Genomic DNA, 22,954 nt, shown 5'->3' on the forward strand with positions numbered 1-22,954 from the left:
TTTTGGGGGGCGATTGGTTGCAAAGTGATGCACAGAGGCGTCATGAATCCGGGGGGATGTCAGGCCGCATCCGAGTGTTTCGTTGCCGGCGCAACCAGACCGTGTTCTGCGATCTTGTCCATCAATTCGGCGCGTCGCAACGGTTTTGACAAAAAGTCATCCATGCCCGCCGCGATACATGCCGCGCGATCGCTGTCCATGGCATTCGCGGTAAGCGCGATAATCAGGACATTCCTGCCGGTCGACGTTTTGCGAATTGCCTCTGTGGCGGACAGGCCGTCCATGCGCGGCATCGAGAGATCCATCAGGATAATGTCCGGATCAATTTCGGCGGCTTTTTCAACGGCTTCGACCCCGTCATGCGCCAGAGTGATTTGCGCCTTCGTGGCGCGCAGGAAGCTGCTGACAACGAGGCGATTGGTCCTGTTGTCGTCCGCAACCAAGATCTTGAGCTTGGACAGGTCCGGCAATTTGGACTTTGACGCTGCATTTTCCGCAGGCCGGTTGGCGCCGTGTTGCAAAGCAAGATCGCATGCTTTGTGCAATTCGCGGCGGGTCACAGGGTCAAGCAGCCAGGTGACAATCGTCGCCTGACCGCTTGGTGCTACTTCGTCAAATTCTCGGCGATTGTAACCAATGATCGGCAGGCGCGGTCCCGCATGTTCAGCCAGCGCTTTACGCACCGGTTTGGACAACAAGGGATCAGCCTGCAGAACAAGGTCCGGCGTTTCCGGTTTGGTGATCATTTTGGACTGATCTGTCAGGATCGTAACTTCTGCGCGGTACATCCGCAGGACGCGCGCAATGATGGTGGCACGTTGCACGTTGCTGTCCAGCAGCCAGATCTGGGGTGTTTTGCCGTTGCATCGCAAAGGCGGCAGTGACGTCGTCGGCGTTTCACGATCAACAAGGCGCAGCGGCAGCGACAACCGAAAGCGGCTGCCTTGGCCAACGGTTGAGGTCACCGAGACTTTGCCGCCCATCAGGTGGATCAGTTGCCGGGTGATCGCCAAGCCCAGACCGGTGCCACCGAACTTCCGAGTTTTGGCCCCGTCCACCTGCTCGAACGCCGAAAAAACGTTCTCCAGCTGTTCGGGCGGAATGCCGATACCGCTGTCTTCGACATCGATGTCAAGGTATCGTCCGTCGGTGCCCAAACGCACCAGAACATGGCCCTGCGATGTGAATTTGACGGCGTTCCCAACAAGGTTCAGCACGCATTGCCTTAGCCGCCCGGCGTCGCCAATCAGCAAATCGGGTGTGCCGGCGTTGATGTCGACATAGATTTCCACGCCCTTTGCATACGCCGCCGGTGCGCACAGACGCGCCACGTCCTCGACCGTGTCGAAAACCGAAAACGATGTTCGGTCCAGCACCATTTTTCCCGCTTCGATCTTCGAAAAATCGAGAATATCGTTGATGATCATCAACAGGGCTTCGCCCGAGCGTGAAATGGTCTGAATGTAAGAGCTTTGTTCCCGGTCCAGCCGCGTATGCTCCAACATGTCGACCATGCCGATGATGCCGTTCATTGGCGTCCGGATCTCGTGGCTCATCTTGGCAAGGAAATCGGATTTTGCGTGGTTGGCGGCCTCTGCCTCGACCCGCGCGGATTGAAATCGATCGATCAGTTTGCGCAAGGGGCGACCAATCACAACGCTGAACGATACGAAATTGCTGGCCACGGCGATCAGAAGACCGCCAGCAAGCAACAGAAAGGTCAATTCGCGCTGTTTTTGGCGTGTCTCGAATATTTCCCGGAAGGAATAGTTGACCACGAGGTTCACATCGGGAACGCCCCAGATTTCGAATTCGAGCGTTTCGTGAAAGGTCTGGCCGGTGCAGCCGATACCCTCGGGGACGATGCGCAGTTCTTCCCCGGTTTCCGCATTGTTCAGAACCGCGCATCGCACGGACTGATCCGAAAGCAAGGTCAGCATCAATTCCTTGACCGCGATGTTCTTCCAGTCGGCCTCGTCGTCGAACTGATCCCCCCATCTTTCGATCCCCGCGCCGACACGCGCGGTTGCGTTCCCAACCCTCAGGGCCATTTGTTCCTGGCTGGCGCGCGTGATCTGCTCTGTCACCCACAGCAGGCCAGCAGCCGCCAGAACCAAGAACGTTGGCACCAAAATCGCCGACAGCTTCAGGTACAGCCCGAAAATGCCGCGGCGACCGGGATTGGTGAAGTCCGTCATCACCTTATTTCAGGACTTTTGCTGCCCCGGATCGGATCAGCTTTTTCAGGGGATCGCGGTTGTCGATCTCTGTGCGCATGATCACGAAACGTTTGCCCTGCGGCGCAAGGTAGTAATCGACGGTCGACTCGCTGCCATCAGGGCGGCGCAAGTCCGAGCACATCACATAGGTATCACCCAGCTGTACGATCATCGCGTGCGCTTCGATCGGAAAGTATTTTTCGACCGATCCGTCCACCAGGTTGATATCCAGCAGCGCACCGTCAACCATACGTCTTTCCAGGCCACGTTGCAGGTTAGACTGCAGACGTGTTTTCAGTTCGGTAGTGTCCATTGCCAGGCTGGGCCCGGGCAACAGGACGCCTGTGGCGATTGTCGCCAGAAGCAGGACCCTAATCATCATGTCACCTTTGTTCTGAATCAGATGCGAACGAGTGTGGGGTGAATGTGGTTAATCGGGTGATAATGGCCGCAAAGAAATCCGTCTCAACTTTTAGGCAGCCTTCGATTTGCGGTTCCGAACCCTGTCGAATTGACGCCGTATGCCAGTTTGCCTATGCAAGGCGCGAACCACGCAAAGGGTAGGGCAGATGAGCGCCGAAAAACCACGTTCCTTCCAGGAAATCATCCTGCGGCTGCAAGCCTATTGGGGCGCGCAGGGCTGCGCGGTGCTGCAACCCTATGATATGGAAGTGGGCGCCGGCACGTTCCACCCGGCCACCACCCTGCGTTCGCTGGGCACGCAGCCCTGGGCGGCGGCCTATGTGCAACCCTCGCGCCGGCCCACCGACGGGCGCTATGGCGAGAACCCCAACCGGTTGCAGCATTACTATCAGTACCAGGTGCTGATCAAACCCAGCCCGCCGGACCTGCAAGACCTGTATCTGGGCTCGCTGGCGGCCATCGGCATCGACATGGGCTTGCACGACATCCGCTTTGTCGAGGATGACTGGGAAAGCCCCACCCTGGGCGCCTGGGGTCTGGGATGGGAGGTCTGGTGCGACGGGATGGAGGTCAGCCAGTTCACCTATTTCCAACAGGTGGGCGGGCATGACTGCACGCCGGTTTCGGGCGAGCTGACCTATGGTCTGGAGCGGCTGGCGATGTATGTGCTGGGCGTCGATCACGTGATGGACATGCCCTATAACGACCCGCAAACGCCCATCGCGCTGAGCTATGGCGATGTCTTTCGCCAGACCGAGGGCGAATACAGCCGCTGGAATTTCGACGTCGCCAATACCGACACGCTGCTGAAGCATTTCGAAGACGCCGAGGCCGAGTGCGAGGCGATTCTGGATCAACCCTATGACGACCCGAAAACCGGCAAGCGCATCGTGATGGTCCACCCGGCCTATGACCAATGCATCAAGGCCAGCCACCTGTTCAACCTGCTGGACGCGCGCGGCGTGATCTCGGTCACCGAGCGTCAGGCCTATATCGGCCGCGTCCGCGCGCTTGCCAAGAAATGCGCCGATGCTTTCGTGCTGACCGAGGCCGGGGGATATGTGGGGTGAGCAGCCTGCAAGGTCATATTTTTGCGCAGTTCAACGAGGTGCGTTGCTCTCTTGAGGCAAGAACGGTCTCAAGCGGTCGTGTGAACCGCTTTGCTACGGTCTTTGCCAAGGGCAAGTTTGTCGAAGACGCCGACATGAACCCACGACCCTGGAGCATCCAAGCGCATGGCGATGCCTACATGGAAGTTTTCTTGATCGACGAACCGAAAGAACGGCGAGCTGGAACAGTTGGCAACCTGGGCAGCGATGGGAAAAGCATTGAGTTGGACGTTGAGTTTCCAACGTCGATGATTGGTTGGATGCAGAACCTGGTGGGCACGTGTGGACCGGACCAACCTTTGACGCTCCACGCTTGGCGTAAGGAGATTGAACCTGATGAGGGAGCGATCTCAACTGATGACAGCGTACACAAGTTTCATGGTTCTGCCCTGCAAAGTGCGTCGCTTTCGGTGCAACCACGGTTAATTCGCGAACTGGAATCGGAATGAATGGCAAACTTGTTGCGGGGGCGCTTGTGAGTATTGGCCTGATCGCCGGGGCCGCGATGTATTACCTGCAGGTCTACGGCTATTATGAACCGGTGGCCGACACCGGTGATAACCTGCGCCTGACCTCGATCGCGGGTGTGGCCGAGCCGGTGATTTATGACAATTTCCAAGCGATCGACGCCGACAGCTCGCCCCTGCGATACCGCGCCTGTTTCACCACGGATATGAGCCAGGCCATGCTGACCGAGACGTTTCAGCTGTATGAAAACCCCACGCCGCTGACCACCGCGGGGTGGTTCGACTGCTATGACCCCGCCGCCATCGACGCTGCGCTTAAGGATGGCACCGCCACCGCGTATCTGGGCGAGGCCAATATCGTGTTTGGCATCGACCGCGTAGTTGCCATTTTCGACGATGGCCGTGGCCGCGTCTGGCACCAGATCAACGCCTGTGGCAAAGAACATTACGACGGCAACCCGGTGCCCGCCGGGTGCCCGCCGCCCCCTGAGGATAACTGACCCATGCCTGACCTTCTGATCGAACTCTTCTCCGAAGAGATCCCGGCCCGTATGCAGGCCCGCGCGCGCGCCGATCTGCAAAAGCTGATCACCGACGGTTTGGTTGAGGGTGGCCTGACCTATGCCTCGGCCGCCGCGTTTTCGACCCCGCGCCGTCTGGCGCTGACGGTTGAGGGGCTGAACGACGAAAGCCCGACCCTGCGTGAGGAGCGCAAAGGCCCCCGCGTCGATGCGCCCGACAAGGCGATCGAAGGGTTCCTGCGCGCCACCGGTCTGACCCGCGAACAGCTGGACGTGCGGGACGAGAAAAAGGGGCAGGTCTATTTCGCCAGCATCGAAAAGCCGGGCCGCCCGGCGGCGCAGATCGTGGCTGAAGTGCTGGAGAAAACGATCCGCAATTTCCCTTGGCCGAAATCGATGCGTTGGGGTGCAGGCAGCCTGCGTTGGGTGCGGCCGCTGCACACGATCCTGTGCATTCTCAGCCGCGAAGACGGGGCCGAGATCGTGCCGCTGAATATCGACGGCATCACCGCGGGCGACACCACGCAGGGCCACCGGTTCATGGCGGCCGGCGAGATCCGGGTCACCGGCTTTGACGACTACGCCGCCAAGCTGAAACGCGCCAAGGTGATCATTGATCAGGCCGAGCGGGCCGAGACGATCTGGCACGATGCCACCAACATGGCCTTCGCGCAGGGCCTGGAAGTGGTCGAGGACAAGGGCCTGCTGACCGAGGTCGCCGGGCTGGTCGAATGGCCGGTGGTTCTGATGGGCGAAATCGGCGATGATTTCCTGAACCTGCCGCCCGAAGTTCTTCAAACTTCGATGAAGGAACACCAGAAATTCTTTTCAGTTTCGGACCCGAAGACCGGCAAAATTTTAAAGTTTGTCACCGTGGCCAACCGCGAGACCACCGATAACGGTGCCACGATCCTGGCGGGCAACCAAAAGGTTCTGGCCGCCCGTCTGTCGGATGCCAAGTTCTTTTGGGAAAACGACCTGCGCGTCGCCACCTCGGATACCGATCAGTGGGTGCGCGCGCTGGATAACGTGACCTTCCACAACAAGCTGGGCACCCAGGCCGCGCGGATCGATCGCATCGCTGCATTGGCCGCCGAGATTGCGCCCGCCGTGGGTGCCGAGGCCGATCTGGCCGCGCAGGCGGCGCGGTTTGCCAAGGCCGACCTCAGCTCGGAAATGGTCTATGAATTCCCGGAACTTCAAGGGCTTATGGGCCGCTACTACGCGCAGGCCGCGGGTATGGATGACGCCATCGCCGCCGCCGCACAGGACCACTACGCGCCGCTTGGCCCGTCGGATGACGTGCCCACGGCGCCGGTCTCGGTTGCCGTGGCGCTGGCCGACAAGCTGGACCTTTTGACCGGGTTCTGGGCCATTGACGAGAAACCCACCGGCTCCAAAGACCCGTTCGCGCTGCGCCGGGCGGCGCTGGGGGTGATCCGGATTGCGTTGGAAAACGGTCTGCGCCTGAAACTGGATCGCTTTGTTGATGCCCAATTGCTGCGTCACAAAGCGAAGCTGGTCGAAGACGTGAATGAAGCCGAAGTGCTTGATCTGTTGGAAGAAATTGCCGCGCGTGGCGTGTTCGGTGCTGCCTTTAACACGCTGCGTGAACGGTTGGACGGCGATGCGTCGAACGGGTTGCAAGCAATTGGTGCCGAGCTGCCGGACAAATCGGTGAACCTGCTGTCCTTCTTCCATGACCGTCTGAAAGTTTACCTGCGCGATCAGGGGCTTAAGCATGACGTCATCGACGCCTGTCTGGCCATGCCGGGCAATGACGACCTGACGTTGGTGGTGGCGCGGGCCCGCGCGCTGGCCGAGGTTCTGGCGACCGAAGATGGCGAGAACCTGGTGCAGGGCTTCAAGCGCGCCAACAACATCCTGACCCAGGCGCAGGAAAAGGACGGGGTCGAGTATTCCTATGGCGCCGATCCGAAATTCGCCGAAGCGGACGAGGAAAAGGCGCTGTTTGCGGCGCTGGAGACCTCGAAACCCGCCATCGATGCAGCGCTTGAGGCCGAGGATTTTGCAGCCGCAATGTCGGGTATGGCCGCGCTGCGCCCTGCGGTGGATGCGTTTTTCGAGGCGGTTCAGGTGAATGCTGACAGCGACGTGCTGCGGCGTAACAGGTTGAATTTGCTGAACATGATCCGTGAAGCTTGCCTGGGCGTGGCGGATTTGACGCGCATCGAGGGCTAGGCGCGACATTCGCGGGGCTTGCGATAATTGCCATAGGGCGTATCGTTCGTATCGGGAGGATGCTGCGGTGCAGAAGATGACGGCCCCAGAGCCATACGCGCGCATCACGCCAACGGCCGATATTCGGAATTCGGCCCATGGCGGGCGGGCGAAGTGCCTGCAAAGACTGGTTCGGTTGGACATGCCGGTGCCGGCAACGGTGGCTTTGCCGTTTGGCACCGTGCGCAAACTGGCGATGGGCCACGCACCGGATGTGCCTGCAATCCTTGCAGAATTCGGCGACGGGCCTTTGGTGTCCGTGCGGCCCAGTTCAGAAGATCCGGATTGGGGCGGGCCTGGTGCAATCCTGAATATTGGCATGAACCAGACGCGCCACGCGGCGCTGACTGATGAGTTGGGCCAAGAAGCCGCCGATACACTTTATCTGCGGTTCATTCAGACCTTCGCGGTGCATGTCGCCCGGTTGGACCCCGACGAATTCTCCACCACCCGGGCCAGTGCATCCACGATTGCCCAGGCGCTGAAGGCGTTTGAGGACGAAACGGATGATCTTTTCCCGCAAGACCCGGTCACCCAGTTAACGCAGGTGCTGCGCGCCATGGCGCAGGCGTGGGAGGGCACAACAGCGCGTCTGCTGCGGCAGGCCAAGGGCGCGCCGGCCGATGCGGGGCTGGGCCTTGTGGTGCAGGAAATGGCGATGGGGCTGGGCCCGGGCGAAAGCGGCTCGGGCGTGATCCAGTTTGCCAATTCGGCGACGGGGCAGCGTCAGATTGTGGGCCGTTACCTGTCCAAGGGGCAGGGACGGGCCTCGCTGACGGGGGGCAGTGCCGAATTGTTCATGACCCGCGACCCGCGGGGGCCTTCGTTGGAAGAACGATCGCCCGAAGCGTTTGCACAGCTTTGCGCGTTGGGCGACAAGGCCCGGGTGCGGCTGCGCGAAGAGATGCAAATTGAGTTCACCATCGAGAATGGCGGTCTCAAGGTGCTGGATGCGGTTCGGATTGCGCGCAACGCGCGCGCGGCAGTACGGATCGCGGTGGATCTGGCGCAGGATGGCGTGATTGAACGTGACGATGCGTTGTTACGTGTACAGCCACGTGCGTTGACCGAACTTTTGCACAAACAGGTGGATCCAAGGGGCAGCCGTGATCGGGTGGCTCTGGGTATTGCCGCCAGCCCGGGTGCGGCGGCGGGTAAGGTCGTGTTCAGCTCGGCCGCGGCGCAGGCCTCGGCCGCGCGGGGCGAGGCTTGTATTCTGGTCCGCCGCGAGACCACGCCCGAAGACATTCGCGGCATGCATGCGGCGGCCGGGGTTCTGACTGAACGCGGGGGCATGACCAGCCACGCAGCCGTGATCGCTCGGGGGCTTGGGCTGCCTGCGGTTGTGGGGGCTTCGGGTCTGGTGCTGAACCGGCGCGACAAAAGCTTTCGCGTGGCCGATGGCCGGGTGATCCGCGAGGGCGATGTGATCACCGTCGATGGCACCAGCGGCGAAGCGCTGGCCGGTACGGTCGACATGCTGGAACCGGCTTTGGACGACGCGTTTCAAGCCCTGTTGGAATGGGCCGAGGACGCATGTGACATTGGTGTGCGCGCAAATGCTGACACGCCCGAGGACGCCAAGAATGCGCGGATGTTCGGCGCCGACGGCATTGGCCTGTGCCGAACCGAGCATATGTTCTTTGAAGAAGACCGTCTGACGGTGATGCGCGAGATGATCTTTGCCAACACGGCACAGGACCGGGCGGCGGCTTTGGAACAGTTGCTGCCAATGCAGCGAGTCGATTTCACCCGCCTGTTCGACATCATGCAGGGCAGCCCGGTTTGCATCCGTCTGTTTGACCCGCCCCTGCACGAATTCCTGCCGCATGACCGCGAAGGCATGCGAGAGCTGGCCACGGCGCTGGATCTGCCTTTGTCGGATGTGACGCGCCGCATTGATGCGTTGACCGAGTTCAACCCGATGCTGGGGATGCGCGGGGTGCGGCTGGGCATCACCGTGCCCGAGATCTATGACATGCAGGCCCGTGCCATTTTCGAAGCAACGATCACGGCGCAGCGCAATGGCATTATCGTGGTGCCCGAGATCATGATCCCGTTGGTTTCGGCCAAACGCGAAGTGGAATTGGTGAAGTCCCGTATCGACGCGGTGGCAGCCGCTGTGCGCACCGCCGAAGCGGCCGAGTTCGACTATCGGTTGGGCGTCATGGTGGAAACCCCGCGTGCAGCCCTGCGATCGGGCGAGATTGCACATCATGCCTCGTTCCTCAGCTTTGGCACCAATGACCTGACACAGATGACCTATGGCCTCAGTCGCGACGACGCGGGGCGGTTCATGGGGCCCTATGTGCAGCAGGAAGTGTTTCCCGAAGACCCGTTTCACTCGCTGGATGTCGAAGGGGTGGGTGAACTGCTTGAGATCGGCTCGGACCGCGGGCGCAAGACCCGGCCTGATGTCGTGCTGTCGGTTTGTGGCGAGCATGGGGGGAACCCCGAATCTATCGCGTTTTGCCGAAATGCCGGGTTCAATTATGTGTCATGTTCGCCATTTCGCGTACCGATTGCGCGCCTTGCAGCGGCGCATCACGCATTGAACGACCCCAACGCAGATATGTAATTTTCGCTTTTTTACAAATGGTTACACCAGTTTCGGCGCAGTTGCGGCAATTTGGATTGGTCCAGATGTCCCGCATCTGGGCGTCAGCGACTGGACGTTTTTAAGTTTTTGCCTTAACAGCCAGCGTTGCGGTTCGCATGACAACCGCGCCACCGGTGGGGATAAAATGCTGAAGTTTAAGGGACGGGCGCTTTGCGCCCTTGTTTGCGTTGTTGTGTTTGCAGGCGGGTATCCTGCGCCTTCCAAAGCCAGCGAGGCCGCGGAAGATGTAAAGCCAACGCTGCCCCTTACGCGTATTCTCGATGTAGAGCGCAAAGCAATTTCCAATATCCGTGTCAGTCGCCTTGAGCGTTTGCTTGGCCTTCCGAAGGTTAGCAAGAAGTCGGAATTGGGTGAAGAAATCCAGTACGACCGCGCATGGATCGACGCATATCCCAAGGCCAAAGGGGACGCCCAATGGGCATGTCTGGCCGAAGCGCTGTATTTTGAGGCACGTGGTGAAAGCGTCAAAGGCCAATTCGCCGTGGCCGAGGTTATAATGAACCGCGTTTCTTCGTCGGCTTTCCCGTCGACTGTCTGCGGTGTGGTGAACCAGGGAACCGGGCGCAAATACCAGTGCCAGTTTACTTATACTTGCGACGGCCATGACGAGAAGATCCATGAGCCTGAGGCATTCGCCCGTGTCGGCAAAATCGCCAAGCTGATGTTGGACGGCGCCGCACGGCCGTTGACCGATGGGGCCACCCACTATCACACGCGCGCTGTATCGCCGCGTTGGGCGCGTCAGTTTCCACGAACAGCGACCATCGGCTTCCACCATTTCTATCGTATGCCCACGCGCGTAAGCTCGAACTGATCGCTTGCAAATCGGCGCTGCGGGCTTATTTTGGCGGCCTTGCATCAATGAGGGGTCGCCACGATGACCACTGAGCTTTCGCTGGCCTTCGAACATCCGCTTGCCCGAGCCGTGGCCAACCCGGAAGGCGCCGCGACGCGTGATCGGATTTCACTGCGCGACCATGTGGTGAGCGTGGAAATCGGCGCTTTTCAGTCAGAGCGTGGTGCGACCCAAAGATTGCGTTTCAACGTCGTGGTAGAACTGGCACCACAGAATGCACCGTTGGATGACGATGTTGATCGGGTCCTGTCCTATGACACGATCACCGATGCCATCCACGAGGCGCTTGCGGACGAACGTTTGAACCTGCTGGAAACCCTCGCCGAGAAAGTTGCGCAACGACTTCTTGCCGAACCGCAGCCGCTGCGTGTTTTTGTGCGGATCGAAAAGCTGGACCGTGGACCCGGCGCGCTGGGCGTTGAGATTGAGCGCAGCCGTGCCAGTGTTCAACCACGTTTGGCTGCCGCTCTGCCGCTGCCCTCGGTCGTTTTCCTGGACAATCTCGCGATGGCCGACCCGCAACTGCCCGCATGGCTGGACGCGTTAGAGGCGCAGGACGCACCGGTGGTTCTGTGCGTTGGCCCGGCTGACATCGCAACACCGAAATCCGCCGTCCCGGCAGCACAACGGCGTATTGATCTTCTGGCCATTGAACAAAACGCGTGGGTTCTTGCCGGGCGTGATCGGCGCTGCGTTGTGACCAGTACCCGGACCGAGATCGATTGGGCCATCAAGAACGGCAATATCTGTGTCTGGGCCCCATCCAAAATCGTTTTGGACGCTGTGGATGGGCCGTCTGCCGGGCCAAATGACGCGGTTGCCCTGAGCAAGTGGTTTGCAGAGGAATTTGCTGCCACCCGTTTCTTGGTGATCAGCGATGCCGCGGCGACACTGGATGGTGTCGAACAAGTTGCGCCCGCCCGCGCGATCGAGGTGATTGCAGGGTAAGAGCGGATGCCGAACGTCTATTACCGACCGATCGCCCAAACAGATCCCTCTCGACCTAAAGGCGCGTTGCCAATTGCAGGGGGGTGGACATGGTTTGATCGCGTGGAGCGTATAGAGCGCAACGGCGTGCGTGACATCGTCCCGGCGGCGGACGTGCCGGAACCGCTGCTGCAACGCATTTCAGAACCTCGCAGCCCGATTGCCGGTGTGCCGAAAAACCGCCCCGGGTTGATGGGTATCCTCAACGTAACGCCGGACAGCTTTTCTGATGGTGGGCGGTTTTTTGACCCCGAAGCCGCGATTGTGCAGTCCAACCGGATGCTGGCCGAAGGTGCGGATATTCTGGATATCGGCGGTGAAAGCACGCGCCCCGGTGCGGCTCTTGTCCTCGAAGAGGACGAAATTGCGCGCACTGTCCCGGTCATCCAAGCGTTGCGGCAGGCAGGAACTCGCGCACCCGTTTCGATCGACACCCGCAAGTCGCAGGTTGCCAGGGCCGCGTTGGCTGCAGGCGCTGATCTGGTGAACGATGTTTCCGCCTTCAGCTTTGATCCCAACATGGCCGCAACTGTGTCAGAGGCCACGGCACCCGTCTGTCTTATGCATGCCCAAGGCACCCCGGATGTCATGCAGGATGCGCCGCGCTATGATGACGTGTTGCTGGATGTCTATGATTTTCTTGCGGAAAAGCTGTGCCTTGCCGAACGTGCAGGCATCCCGCGCGCGCGCGTTCTGGTGGATCCCGGTATCGGCTTTGGTAAGACATTGGACCACAATCTTGCACTGCTGCGCGGTGTGTCGCTGTTCCACAGCCTTGGGTGCAGCATCCTTGTCGGGGCCTCGCGAAAGCGGTTCATCGGTACGATCACCGGCGTGGTAACCGCTGAGGATCGTGTTGCCGGTTCGGTTGCCGTTGCGCTGGCGGCGGCGGCACAGGGTGTGCAGGTGCTGCGCGTTCATGATATCAGCGAGACAAGACAGGCCCTGACAATGGCCGGCAAACTTTGGGGCACCCGATGAGCAGAAAGATCTTTGGCACCGACGGCGTTCGCGGCAAGGCCAACACCTATCCCATGACAGCAGAAATGGCGATGCGGCTGGGCGCGGCCGCGGGCAGGTACTTTCGCCGCGATGGCTCGTCCGCGCACCGTGTGGTGATTGGCAAGGATACGCGCCTGTCTGGCTATATGTTCGAAAATGCGCTCACGGCGGGGTTTACGTCTACGGGCATGAACGTGTTTCTACTCAGCCCGGTACCCACGCCCGCGGTTGGGATGTTGACCACATCCATGCGCGCGGATGTGGGGGTGATGATATCTGCCTCGCACAACCCGCACCACGACAATGGGATCAAGTTTTTTGGGCCTGACGGTTTCAAACTGTCTGACGAGGCCGAGCAAGCCATTGAAGAGCTTGCGATGGGGGATATCGACCCCGCGCAACCCGCCAATATCGGCCGGGCCAAGCACGTGTATGACGGCCGTTTTCGGTATAACGAACGGGTTAAATCCACGGTTCCCGCTGGCATGCGGCTGGATGGGCTGAAAGTTGTGATCGATTGCGCGAACGGCGCAGCCTATCGCACGGCGCCCGAAGTTTTGTGGGAGCTGGGGGCAGACGTTGTGCCCATTGGTACGTCGCCGGACGGCTATAACATCAACGCCGAATGTGGCTCGACCGATACGCGCGCCGCGGCCCGTGCTGTTGTCGAACACGGGGCTGACGTGGCGCTGTGTCTGGATGGCGATGCCGACCGGATCATGGTGCTGGATGAAACGGGCCGTGTCGCTGACGGGGATCAGTTGATGGCGCTGTTGGCCGCGCGCTGGGGGGCGACCGGTCAGCTGAAAGGGGGTGCGTTGGTTGCCACGGTGATGTCAAATCTGGGGTTGGAACGCTTTCTGGAAGGGCGTGACTTGCGCCTTGAACGCACCTCGGTTGGGGATCGCTACGTGGTCGAGCGGATGCGCGCCGGAGGATTCAATCTGGGTGGCGAGCAGTCGGGGCATATTGTGATGACCGACTATTCCACCACTGGCGATGGATTGTTGGCTGGTTTGCAATTTCTCACGGCCATGGTTGAGACTGGCTACAAAGCCTCGACCCTTGTGCGGCAGTTCGAGCCGGTGCCGCAATTGCTGAAAAATGTGCGGTTTGATCAGACTGCAGCGCCGCTGGATGAAGCCGCGGTCAAAGCCGCCATCGCGCAGGCTGAGGGGGATTTGGTAGGCAAAGGTCGCCTGCTGATCCGCAAATCCGGGACCGAACCATTGATCCGTGTGATGGCCGAATGCGAGGACGAGGGCCTGCTGACCCAGGTTGTCGACGGCATTGTGGCCGAGGTGCAGGCGGTGGCGTCGGCCTAGCGGCCAAACAGCATTTTGCGGAGGCTGAAAAACTGGCTGATTACCAGCCCTGTCAGGATCAGAGCCAAGGCAACAAAGAACCGCCCAGGCAGGGCTTCGGACAGGATCAAGGCGCCGAACACCATCGACCAGGCCGGCACCTGATAGTTAACCAGGGTCATAAACCCTGGCCCCGCCGCCCGGATAACGGAAACGCGCAACAGGGTGGCAAATGCGGTTGGCACCAGTCCCAGCAAGATAATGGCCACACCCGGTACGGTTCCTGACCACGCCGGCACCCCTTCAAATACCAGCATCAGCGGCCAGAGCGCGGCTGCGCCAATGGTTAACGACAGCGCGGCCAATGTGATCGGGTCCACCGGCGGGCACCGGCGCGTGACAATGGACGAAACCGCGTAACACAGCGCCGCACCAACGCACGCGAGTTGCGCCAAGGGTTCTGCGCCCCGACCCAACAAAAGCAGGCCCGGCCCAATCAACAGCAATGCGCCGGAAAACCCCAAGGCCACGCCTACAGATTTGCGCAGGTTCAGCCGCTCGCCTGCAAAGAAATGTGCAAGTGGCAGAACGAAGATCGGCACGGATGCCATCGACACTCCGGCAAAGGCAGATGGCACATGCTGCTGCCCCCAACTGAGTAATACGAACGGCACCGCGGTCGACAAAAGGCCCGAGGCGACGATCAATGGCCAAAGCCCCGGCGCAGGGTTCGGCATCGGGCGGTGCAGGATGCGCATCAGTGCAAGCAAGCCAATGGCCCCGAATGTCGTGCGCGCGCAGGCGACGGTCAGCGGCCCATACCCTTGCAGGGCGATGGTCACCACCATGAATGTTCCGCCCCAGATCACACCCAGCGTGATGATCGACATCCAGTCTGAAAGCCTTGGTTGAGTCTCCATTATGCTCTCTTGCCGGTTTTCGCGGGCGGGGGGAAGGGGCCAATTTGACAGTCAGTTAGCTTTGGCTTACCGTAAGGCATGACTTACGAATCAGTCCTTCTTGCCCTGTCCGACCCCACGCGTCGCAAAGTGTTCGAAACAGTGGCCGCCAAGCCCTGCGCAGTGGGGGCCATTGCAGACCAGTTGCCGGTCAGCCGTCCGGCGGTGTCGCAGCATCTGAAGGTGCTGTCGGATGCCGGTTTGGTGCATGTCACGGTGCAGGGCACGCGCCGGATCTACGCCGCGCGGCCTGAGGGGCTGGCCGAATTGCGGGCCTATCTGGATCGGCTCTGGGGCGACGTACTTACTGAATTTGCAAAAGAAATTGAAAAGGACAACCCGGCATGACCGACCCCGTGATCAAAACCATCGACGTGCCCTGCAGCCCTGCGCGGGCCTTCGACGTCTTCGTGCGCAACACGGCGCGCTGGTGGCCGCTGGACCGGCATTCGGTCTCGGCCGGGCAGGGGCAGACTGCCCGCGACCTGACGATCGAACCGCGTGTCGGCGGTGCAATCTATGAAACAACCCATGACGGCGCGCGCAGCGATTGGGGCGAAGTTTTGGAATTCGCCGAAGGATCACATTTCGCCATGACCTGGCATCCCGGCAACCCCGTTGCGCAGGCCACGCGGCTGGACATCCGGTTCACCGAACTGTCGGCAGACCGCACGCGCGTGGAACTGACCCATAGCGGGTGGGAGGTTTTGGCAGACGACGCCGAAACCCGTCGCGACGGTTATAACAACGGCTGGAACGGCGTGTTGGACGCCTATCAGGCCGCCCTGTGAACGCAAAAGGGCGCCCCGCGGGGCGCCCTTGGCAATCTTCTGATCGGCGGGATCAGTTCTTTTCCTGATCCACCAGCTTGCCGGCCGAGATCCACGGCATCATCGCCCGCAGCTTGGCGCCGGTCTCTTCGATCATATGCTCGTCATTGATGCGACGGGTGCCTTTAAAGAACGGCTGACCCACGGCGTTTTCCTGCATGAAGTCACGCACGAACTTGCCGGTCTGAATGTCGGTCAGAATGGCCTTCATCTCTTTCTTGGTGCGCTCATACGGCAGAACCCGCGGGCCCGACACGTATTCGCCATACTCGGCTGTGTTCGAGATCGAGTAGTTCATGTTCGCGATGCCGCCTTCATAGATCAGGTCAACGATCAGCTTCACCTCGTGCAGGCATTCGAAATAAGCCATCTCGGGCGCGTAACCGGCTTCGACCAGGGTTTCGAACCCGGCGCGGATCAGCTCAACCAGGCCACCGCACAGAACGGCCTGCTCGCCGAACAGGTCGGTTTCGCATTCCTCGCGGAAGTTGGTTTCGATGATGCCCGAACGACCGCCACCGATGGCCGAGCAATAGGACAGGCCGATCTCTAGCGCCTTGCCCGATGCGTCGGTGTCAACGGCCACCAGGCAGGGCACGCCGCCGCCTTTTTGGTACTCGCCGCGCACGGTGTGGCCCGGGCCTTTGGGGGCCATCATGATCACGTCGACGCCCTCTTTGGGCTCGATCAGGCCGAAATGCACGTTCAGGCCGTGGGCAAAGGCAATGGCCGCGCCGGGCTTGATGTTGTCATGCACGTATTTCTTATAGGTCTCGGCCTGCAGCTCGTCGGGCATGGTGAACATGATCAGGTCACACCAGGCAGCGGCTTCGGCGATGCCCATCACCTGCAGGCCTTCGCCTTCGGCTTTCTTGGCGCTGGCCGAGCCTTCGCGCAGGGCCACAACGAGGTTCTTGGCACCCGAGTCGCGCAGGTTCAGCGCGTGGGCGTGGCCTTGGCTGCCGTAACCCAGGATGGCCACTTTCTTGTCTTTGATCAGGTTGATGTCGCAATCGCGGTCATAATAAACGCGCATGATTCAGTCCTTTCGTACAGCGAATTTGGCGCAACATAGGGCCGTGCGGGCCATTGTTGATTTCTAAATTCGCGGAATTTGCTGTTATTTTGGTTCGTTCATGCGTATGAGGCGGCCTGAAAGGGAAAATCATGCAACCCGATGATACAGATCGCCGCCTGCTGCGGCATTGGCAGAGCGACCCGGACCTTAGCATGGCGGATCTTGCTGAACGCGCGGGCGTTTCAGCGTCGGTCGCGTGGCGCCGGTTGGAAAAGATGCGCCGCGAAGGGGTGATCGGCGGGGTGCGGGCGCGCGTGAACTGGCGCGCGCTGGGCTATGCTGTACAGGTGTCGCTGCGTATCACCTTGGAAAAGACAAATCCGCGCGCTTTCGACGAATTCCTTGTCGCCGCCCGCACCATTCCGGAAGTCAACGAGTTGCAAACCTTTCTGGGACGTGTGGATGTAAGGTTGAGTGTTCTGGCCCGCGACATGGGTCACTACCAACAGGTGTATCGCGAGCAGATTCTGTCTTTACCGCATATCGCCGATCTGGAGGCACTGATGCATGTGGCCGAGATCAAGAACAACACGGCTCTGCCGCTATGATCGAGCTGGATGAGATCGACCACAAGTTGTTGCGCGCCCTTGCGCAAGACGCCACGCAAAGTGCTGGCGCGCTCGGCCGGCAGTTTGGCCTGTCGCAGCCCGCCACATGGCGGCGCATTGATCGGCTGGAAAAGGCAGGGATCATCTCCGGGCGCGAGCTGGTTTTGGATGCCGAGAAACTGGGGTTTGGCGTTACGGTGTTCTTGGGCGTCAAGCTGGCCACTAAGGGCCGCGTCAGTTTGCAGGACTTTGAGCGCGCCGTTTCCGCCATCCCCGAAGTGCAAACGGTGGAACATGTGCTGGGCCTGTATGACTATCGCCTGCGGGTTGTTGCAAGGGACCTGTCAGATTTTGAACGCGTTCTGCGTCGCCGGATCATGACCCTGCCTGGCGCGGGCGATGTCGAAGCAAACGTGTTGCTTTCCGAAGAAAACCTGCCTGGTCCACTTCATCATGGTTAACCAATAAGTAATTGCCTGTTAACGCTGATACAACTTTAGTGTAGAACGACTTTTAGCTGTCTGGGGGTAGTAATGCAGCTGAAGTCAAAGAGTGCGGTGGTGGTTTTCACCGCAACCATCACGGCTATTGCGGTCGTAACGGTTCTAGTCGTGGATTGGTTTGCTTATCCGGGCCCGGCCTATGCGCGGGCGGCCGCTATTGGCGTGACGAACGCTGTTATCCTGGCTGTACCCATTTCAGCTTACGTTGCCGTGAAGATGCATCAGAACTGGCAACTGACGGAGCGATTGCAAGAAGCGTTGCGCACCGATCCACTGACCGGCCTGACCTCGCGCGAGGCATTTTTCGACCACGTAGACCTGCATGGCGGCCAGCTGGGTGTGGTCATGATGATTGATATCGACCGGTTCAAATCCGTGAACGATCGTCACGGGCACCTCGCGGGTGATGGGGTCATTCAGCAGGTAGGGAACCTGCTGCGGGCAGAGTTTCCCGCACCCGCCGTATTGGGCCGGTTTGGTGGGGACGAGTTCGTGGTGTTCATTCCTAATATGCCCGAACACGAGGGTGCTGTCCGTGCGGAAAACGTGCGGTTGGCGGCCGAACGATCGGTGCTGACAGCGGCCGTACATTCCCTGAAGGTCACGGTCTCTATCGGCGTTGCGGCCAAGTCGGAACTGTCGGACTTTCGAACCGCGCTTCACAGGGCGGATGGTGCGCTTTATGCCGCCAAGAATGCCGGACGCAATCGCGTGGCGCAGCGTTAGCTGCGGCCTGCACCCAGACCAGCACGCATAAGTTGATGCCGCATGGCAGGAAGGGCGGTCATACCGGTCAAGGCCAAGGCCCGCATGTCACGCAACATGGGTGCGCCGGTCATCGAGGCGCGGTTCAAGGCGTCGATGCCCTGAACGCGCATTCGAATGTCGCCATGCCGGGCCGCATTATAGGCGTCCAACATCGCGTCATTGCCAATGTCTTGGCGGTGAGTTTGTGCCAGTTCCAGAAGCGTGCCGATGTCTGCAAGGCTCATGTTCAGACCCTGCGCTCCGATGGGGGGGACCACATGTGCGGCTTCTGCCACAAGCGCGGTGCGTTGACCATTCAACCGCTCTGCATATTGGGCAATGATGGGCCAAACACCACGCCCGGCGATCGGCGTCAGCCGACCGTAAACGCCAGCAGACCGTGCGTTTACCGCCGCGGCAAAAGCGTCGTCGCTCAGCGCGGAAAGGCTCGCAATCTCAGGGCCTGTTGCCATCCAAACGACGGCCGAGCAGGGTTGCCCCTGGTGATCGGGCAGCGGGACCAACGTGAACGGGCCACCGGTTCGGTGCACCTCGGTCGATACATTTTCATGCGGGTGGGGGTGCGTGACAGCGAAACTGAGGGCTTTTTGGCCGTATCTGATCGTGTGCACGCCAATGCCAACGGCCTCGCGCATGGGCGAGTTGCGCCCATCTGCCGCGATCAGCATTCGCACCCGAAGGCGCCGTCCATCCGACAGCCCGATACGTGCGCTGTTCGACCTTGTGAAGACGGATTGCGTGGCGATCCCAGGCAGAAAGGTGACAGTGTCCAACTGTTCCAGGCGCGCCACCATTTCGCGGCGCAACAGCCAGTTCGGCAGGTTCCAACCAAATGGCAAATCCGAGATTTCGTCGGCTACGAAATCGCGCGTGACACGTGGTTCAGCTTCGGCGCCGCCGGCATCCACGATCCGCATGACGTTCAGGGCCGCGGCGTGCGGTTCCAGCCTTGACCAAAGCCCTGCGGCTTGCAGCACCGGGATCGACTTTTGCAAGAATGCGGTCGTCCGCAGGTCTGCGCCTTTTGACCTGACATCTGTGACCGGTGGTGTTGGATCCACGCAGATAACCGAAAAGCCGGCTGCACCAAAGGCCGCAGCTGCCGTCAGACCGGCGACCCCGCCGCCAGAGATCAAAATATCGGCGTCAAAAGCGTGCATCACATCCCCTCTGTTCTCTCAGATAGGGTCTGTAAGGCGCAGGGTCCAGCGGGCAAACCGTCACGTCAGGCGTTCAACGAATGCGGTCAGGTCATCGGTGTGATGGTGGATGTGATCGCCTGGCACAGGGGCCGGCGCCACATGCACGGTTCGCATTCCCATGGCGTGGGGTGCCCGAAGGTTGCGGGGATCATCCTCGAACATCGCGGCGGATGCGGGGTCTACGCCGTCTTTGGCGAAAACGGTCTCGAACGCTTTGGGGTCAGGTTTCGGGTGATAATCCGCATGTTCGATCCCATAGACCGCGTCAAATACACCGTCCAGGCCGCGCGCGGCCAATACGCGGCGCGCATATGGCTCGGACCCGTTGGTATAAACGATGCGTCGGCCGGGAAGCCGCGCAATGTGCCCGGCAAGATCGGGCGCGTGTTCCAGATGGGTCAGGTCAATATCATGGACTTCGTTCAGATAGGGCTCGGGGTCGACATCATGGCGGGCCATCAGACCTGCCAAGGTGGTGCCGTATTCGGCCCAATAGTCGCTGCGCAGGCGGTCGGCTTCGGCCTGTTCCACGCCCAGTTGATCCATCACGTAACGGGTCATGCGTACCTCGATCTGATCGAACAGGCGTGCATGGGGCGGGTAAAGCGTGTTGTCCAGATCAAAGACCCATGTGCGGACGTGGCTGAAGAATTCGCGCGGCATGGCCAAGCCCTAGCCCGACCTGGCCGCCGGATCAATGCCACCTTGCGCGCAAGCCTCATGCACCCTAGCGTAAACCACGCGAAACGGAGGGCGGCATGCGCGAAAACAGAACCGGTGGCAAGGACGCTTACGCGATGATCCTGGAGGCGATCGACGTTGGGGTCTATAAACCGGGCGACCGGCTGGTTGAAAGCGAACTGGCCGAGCGGTTTGGGTTTTCGCGAACCCCTATCCGCGAGGCTTTGCAGCGGCTCGAAACGCAGGCATTGCTGGAACGGGACGGTCGCAGCCTGATCGTGGCCTCGCTGGATCACAACCAACTGGCCGAACTGTACATCGTTCGCGGCGAGCTGGAGGGTCTGGCAGCGCGCCTTGCCGCCCGCCACGCCACCAAGGAAGAGGTGCGCGTGCTGCGTGCCATGGTCCAAGAGGATCACGACCTGCTGGGCGACCCACAAGCGATGGCGCGTGCCAACCGGCGGTTCCACAAGCAGGTACATCTGGCCTCGCACAACCGGTATCTGGTGCAGCAGCTGGATCTTGTGCATCGTTCGATGGCTCTTATGGGCACCACGTCGCTGGCGGCGGAAGGGCGTGGCGAGCAGGCGTTGGAAGAGCATGCCAACATTATCGAAGCAATCGCCGAGCGTGATGGTGATGCCGCCAGCACCCGTTTGCGCGCCCACATCTCTGCTGCGTTCGAGGCGCGCCTACGTTTGGATGCGCAGGATTTCGGCGGCTAAGCCTCAACCGGTTCCTCGTCGTCGGCCACGCCATGAAGGGTCTTGTCCCAGTAGAAGGGCTTGATCACCATTTCGATCAGCGCCTTATACGTCGCAATGGCGGCCAGCGGGTAATAGAAGTGCAAGGTCGGCACCCACCAACGCAGGCGACGTTTGCCCGCAAGGGTGCTGCCCATCATGCCAATCAGGATCGTGACAACTTCCGTGGCCAGGAATGTGGCGCCGATCACCGGGAACATCCAGCCGGGCATTGAGCTGCCAAGGGGATGCGGCAACCCAAAAGCCAGCAGCCAGCATGACCATAAGAGCGGCACCAGAACGAATTGCGACAACGTGCCAAGGAACATCACCTGAAATCCCCAGAACTTGCGTGCCCCCAGTTCGCGATACAGCTGAACAGGGTTTTGCATATGGGTGCTCCACGTCATTGCATAGCCCTTCAGCCAGCGCGAGCGTTGTTTCACCCACGGCCACAGACGACAATTGGCCTCTTCCTGGGTGACGGTGCTGATCACCTCGGTCCGATAACCGCGCCGTGCAAGCCGAATACCAAGATCGGCGTCTTCGGTCACGTTGTGGGCGTCCCATCCGCCGACCTCTTCCAGAACGTGGCGGCGAAAGAACAATGTTGTGCCGCCAAGCGGGACAGCAAGGCCCAGCTTTGCAATGCCGGGCAGAATGACCCGGAACCAGGCGGCGTATTCAATGGTAAAACACCGCGAGAACCAATTCTTGCCGGTGTTGTAGAAATCCAGCGCGCCTTGCAGGCAAGCGACGTCTGGCCCACATGCGTGAAATCGGCGTACAACGCGGTGGATCTGGTCGGGTGCGGGCGCGTCTTCGGCATCGTAGATCCCGACAATTGATCCACGACAGAAATTCAAGGCGAAATTCATCGCGCGGGGTTTGGTTTTCAAGCTGCCCACCGGCACGGTGATCACCCGCATCCAGCCGGGCAAAGCCGTGCGAGCCAAGGTTTCGGCGGTCTGCAGGTCGTCTTCTTCGGTAACAAGGCAGACGTCCAGCAACTCTTTTGGATAATCCAGCCGTTCCAGTCGCTTGATCAGGCGGGCGGCGATGTCCTCTTCCCTGAAAAGTGGGACCATCACCGACACAACCGGCAATCGTAGGGCCTTGGTCGCCCCTTCTGCGGCCCGCGTTTCGTTTGCGGCGGCTCGCCACGACACAATCGCGGCGGCGACCTTGATCATTGTAGACAGGATCAGGGTCAACATGCCCCATGCCAGAAGGGTAAACATCATGGTCACCGGCGCCATCACAACGGCAGTCAGCACCGCAACAAAGAAGGCAAACAACTGACGACGGGGCCCCTTGGCGTACCAGAACCGACAACTGTCACACTCGGCAACGCGGGTTTCTGCCTTGCGTGTCATTTTGCGATTGCGCGCGGCAACAATCGCGGCGTGAATGCTCTTTTCATCCGCGATGGCAAGGATAGCAGTCCCAAACTTCTGCGGCATGGCAAGCTGCAACTTGCGAAACTCGTCGGGGCGCGCGGTTGCAACGATCGTCGCACCGCCCAGTTTCCGGATGGGGACGGCGGCCAGGGCAAGGCAGGCCTCGGCCCCCATCTCGTCGATCAGACGTGGGTCCGGAGGCAATTGTTTCAGGTCCGCGGGCAGCGCGTTGTACTGTTCCGCCAAGGCTTGGGTAATGGCACCGGGTCGGGTCATGCCGTGCGCGACAAGGATATCACCCAAACGCAAATCTTGCCGCTGCTGCAGGGCAAGGGCCGTGACAAGGTCTTCGGGTGCCAATTCGCCGGCTTCTACCAGAATGTCACCCAAAGGGCGGCGTTTTGCACGGCCTTGTGGGGCGACGTTCCGGGACGCACGCGTACTAACCAATTTAAGGGCAGTTCCACCTGCCATACCCGTTCCCTCGTCCTTC

General features: G+C 60.4%; 22 protein-coding genes. 15 read left to right on the forward strand and 7 right to left on the reverse strand.

The genetic code is table 11. The annotated features are described in order from the left end of the window. Positions 1-59 precede the first annotated feature (59 nt). A complete protein-coding gene (locus tag ACMU_RS17395) occupies positions 60-2,198 on the reverse strand; it encodes an ATP-binding protein (RefSeq protein WP_051588426.1) in 2,139 nt (712 codons plus the stop codon). 4 nt (positions 2,199-2,202) lie between these two features. Next, a complete protein-coding gene (locus ACMU_RS17400; RefSeq protein ID WP_152544673.1) occupies positions 2,203-2,532 on the reverse strand; it encodes a hypothetical protein in 330 nt (109 codons plus the stop codon). 256 nt (positions 2,533-2,788) lie between these two features. Here ACMU_RS17400 and ACMU_RS17405 point away from each other — a divergent pair, with 256 nt between their 5' ends. The 9 genes from ACMU_RS17405 to glmM all read left to right on the forward strand — a co-directional run bounded on the left by ACMU_RS17405 (position 2,789) and on the right by glmM (position 13,770). Continuing rightward, positions 2,789-3,712 (forward strand): glycine--tRNA ligase subunit alpha, encoded by a 924-nt coding sequence (locus ACMU_RS17405; RefSeq protein WP_035262246.1) that lies wholly within the window; start codon positions 2,789-2,791, stop codon positions 3,710-3,712. After that, positions 3,709-4,200, forward strand: coding sequence for a hypothetical protein (locus ACMU_RS17410; protein WP_035262248.1), 492 nt, complete (start codon positions 3,709-3,711; stop codon positions 4,198-4,200). The genes ACMU_RS17405 and ACMU_RS17410 overlap by 4 nt, the downstream gene beginning before the upstream one ends. Before the next feature lie 26 nt (positions 4,201-4,226). Then, entirely contained in the window at positions 4,227-4,718 is a 492-nt protein-coding gene (locus tag ACMU_RS17415) for a DUF6446 family protein (protein ID WP_328286664.1), read from the forward strand. Between the two features lie 3 nt (positions 4,719-4,721). Next, complete coding sequence (gene glyS / locus ACMU_RS17420; protein ID WP_035262253.1) at positions 4,722-6,941, forward strand: glycine--tRNA ligase subunit beta; 2,220 nt, start codon at positions 4,722-4,724, stop codon at positions 6,939-6,941. A gap of 76 nt (positions 6,942-7,017) precedes the next feature. Then, positions 7,018-9,558 (forward strand): putative PEP-binding protein, encoded by a 2,541-nt coding sequence (locus ACMU_RS17425; RefSeq protein ID WP_035262256.1) that lies wholly within the window; start codon positions 7,018-7,020, stop codon positions 9,556-9,558. A gap of 166 nt (positions 9,559-9,724) precedes the next feature. Next, positions 9,725-10,414 carry a cell wall hydrolase gene (locus ACMU_RS17430; RefSeq protein ID WP_035262257.1) on the forward strand — a complete coding sequence of 230 codons (690 nt, stop codon included), beginning with the start codon at positions 9,725-9,727 and terminating at the stop codon, positions 10,412-10,414. Between the two features lie 63 nt (positions 10,415-10,477). Then, on the forward strand, positions 10,478-11,404 hold the full coding sequence (locus tag ACMU_RS17435) for a dihydroneopterin aldolase (RefSeq protein WP_035262260.1): 927 nt from the start codon (positions 10,478-10,480) through the stop codon (positions 11,402-11,404). 6 nt (positions 11,405-11,410) lie between these two features. Continuing rightward, positions 11,411-12,424 (forward strand): dihydropteroate synthase, encoded by a 1,014-nt coding sequence (gene folP, locus ACMU_RS17440; RefSeq protein WP_035262262.1) that lies wholly within the window; start codon positions 11,411-11,413, stop codon positions 12,422-12,424. Next, positions 12,421-13,770 (forward strand): phosphoglucosamine mutase, encoded by a 1,350-nt coding sequence (glmM, locus tag ACMU_RS17445; RefSeq protein WP_035262263.1) that lies wholly within the window; start codon positions 12,421-12,423, stop codon positions 13,768-13,770. The genes folP and glmM overlap by 4 nt, the downstream gene beginning before the upstream one ends. Here glmM and ACMU_RS17450 read toward each other — a convergent pair. Continuing rightward, positions 13,767-14,669, reverse strand: coding sequence for a DMT family transporter (locus ACMU_RS17450; protein WP_035262266.1), 903 nt, complete (start codon positions 14,667-14,669; stop codon positions 13,767-13,769). The two genes, glmM and ACMU_RS17450, sit on opposite strands and share 4 nt — an antisense overlap. A gap of 78 nt (positions 14,670-14,747) precedes the next feature. Between ACMU_RS17450 and ACMU_RS17455 the strand changes: the two genes are divergently transcribed. Next, entirely contained in the window at positions 14,748-15,056 is a 309-nt protein-coding gene (locus tag ACMU_RS17455) for an ArsR/SmtB family transcription factor (RefSeq protein ID WP_035262269.1), read from the forward strand. Continuing rightward, on the forward strand, positions 15,053-15,499 hold the full coding sequence (locus ACMU_RS17460) for an SRPBCC domain-containing protein (protein WP_035262272.1): 447 nt from the start codon (positions 15,053-15,055) through the stop codon (positions 15,497-15,499). Before ACMU_RS17455 ends, ACMU_RS17460 begins: the two co-directional genes overlap by 4 nt. A 52-nt stretch (positions 15,500-15,551) precedes the next feature. On the opposite strand, the gene ilvC is transcribed toward ACMU_RS17460, so the two are convergent. Next, entirely contained in the window at positions 15,552-16,574 is a 1,023-nt protein-coding gene (gene ilvC, locus ACMU_RS17465) for a ketol-acid reductoisomerase (protein WP_035262275.1), read from the reverse strand. Between the two features lie 131 nt (positions 16,575-16,705). On the opposite strand from ilvC, the gene ACMU_RS17470 reads away from it, so the two are divergent. The 3 genes from ACMU_RS17470 to ACMU_RS17480 all read left to right on the forward strand — a co-directional run bounded on the left by ACMU_RS17470 (position 16,706) and on the right by ACMU_RS17480 (position 18,393). Then, the gene (locus ACMU_RS17470; RefSeq protein WP_035262277.1) at positions 16,706-17,164 is read left to right on the forward strand and encodes an Lrp/AsnC family transcriptional regulator; all 459 of its coding nucleotides are present in this window, start codon (positions 16,706-16,708) and stop codon (positions 17,162-17,164) included. After that, positions 17,161-17,625 (forward strand): Lrp/AsnC family transcriptional regulator, encoded by a 465-nt coding sequence (locus tag ACMU_RS17475; RefSeq protein ID WP_035262280.1) that lies wholly within the window; start codon positions 17,161-17,163, stop codon positions 17,623-17,625. Before ACMU_RS17470 ends, ACMU_RS17475 begins: the two co-directional genes overlap by 4 nt. Positions 17,626-17,697: 72 nt before the next feature. Then, a complete protein-coding gene (locus ACMU_RS17480) occupies positions 17,698-18,393 on the forward strand; it encodes a GGDEF domain-containing protein (RefSeq protein ID WP_051588427.1) in 696 nt (231 codons plus the stop codon). On the opposite strand, the gene ACMU_RS17485 is transcribed toward ACMU_RS17480, so the two are convergent. After that, entirely contained in the window at positions 18,390-19,595 is a 1,206-nt protein-coding gene (locus ACMU_RS17485; RefSeq protein ID WP_035262283.1) for a UbiH/UbiF family hydroxylase, read from the reverse strand. The two genes, ACMU_RS17480 and ACMU_RS17485, sit on opposite strands and share 4 nt — an antisense overlap. Before the next feature lie 60 nt (positions 19,596-19,655). Further along, complete coding sequence (locus tag ACMU_RS17490) at positions 19,656-20,300, reverse strand: pyrimidine 5'-nucleotidase (RefSeq protein WP_035262286.1); 645 nt, start codon at positions 20,298-20,300, stop codon at positions 19,656-19,658. 95 nt (positions 20,301-20,395) lie between these two features. Here ACMU_RS17490 and ACMU_RS17495 point away from each other — a divergent pair, with 95 nt between their 5' ends. Beyond that, on the forward strand, positions 20,396-21,043 hold the full coding sequence (locus ACMU_RS17495) for a GntR family transcriptional regulator (protein ID WP_035262287.1): 648 nt from the start codon (positions 20,396-20,398) through the stop codon (positions 21,041-21,043). Here the strand turns inward: ACMU_RS17495 and ACMU_RS17500 are convergent. Continuing rightward, on the reverse strand, positions 21,040-22,851 hold the full coding sequence (locus ACMU_RS17500; RefSeq protein ID WP_035262290.1) for a glycosyltransferase: 1,812 nt from the start codon (positions 22,849-22,851) through the stop codon (positions 21,040-21,042). The genes ACMU_RS17495 and ACMU_RS17500 overlap by 4 nt on opposite strands. Between the last annotated feature and the right edge of the window lie 103 nt (positions 22,852-22,954).

Source organism: Actibacterium mucosum KCTC 23349 (genome assembly GCF_000647975.1).
GTDB classification, from domain to species: Bacteria; Pseudomonadota; Alphaproteobacteria; order Rhodobacterales; family Rhodobacteraceae; genus Actibacterium; species Actibacterium mucosum.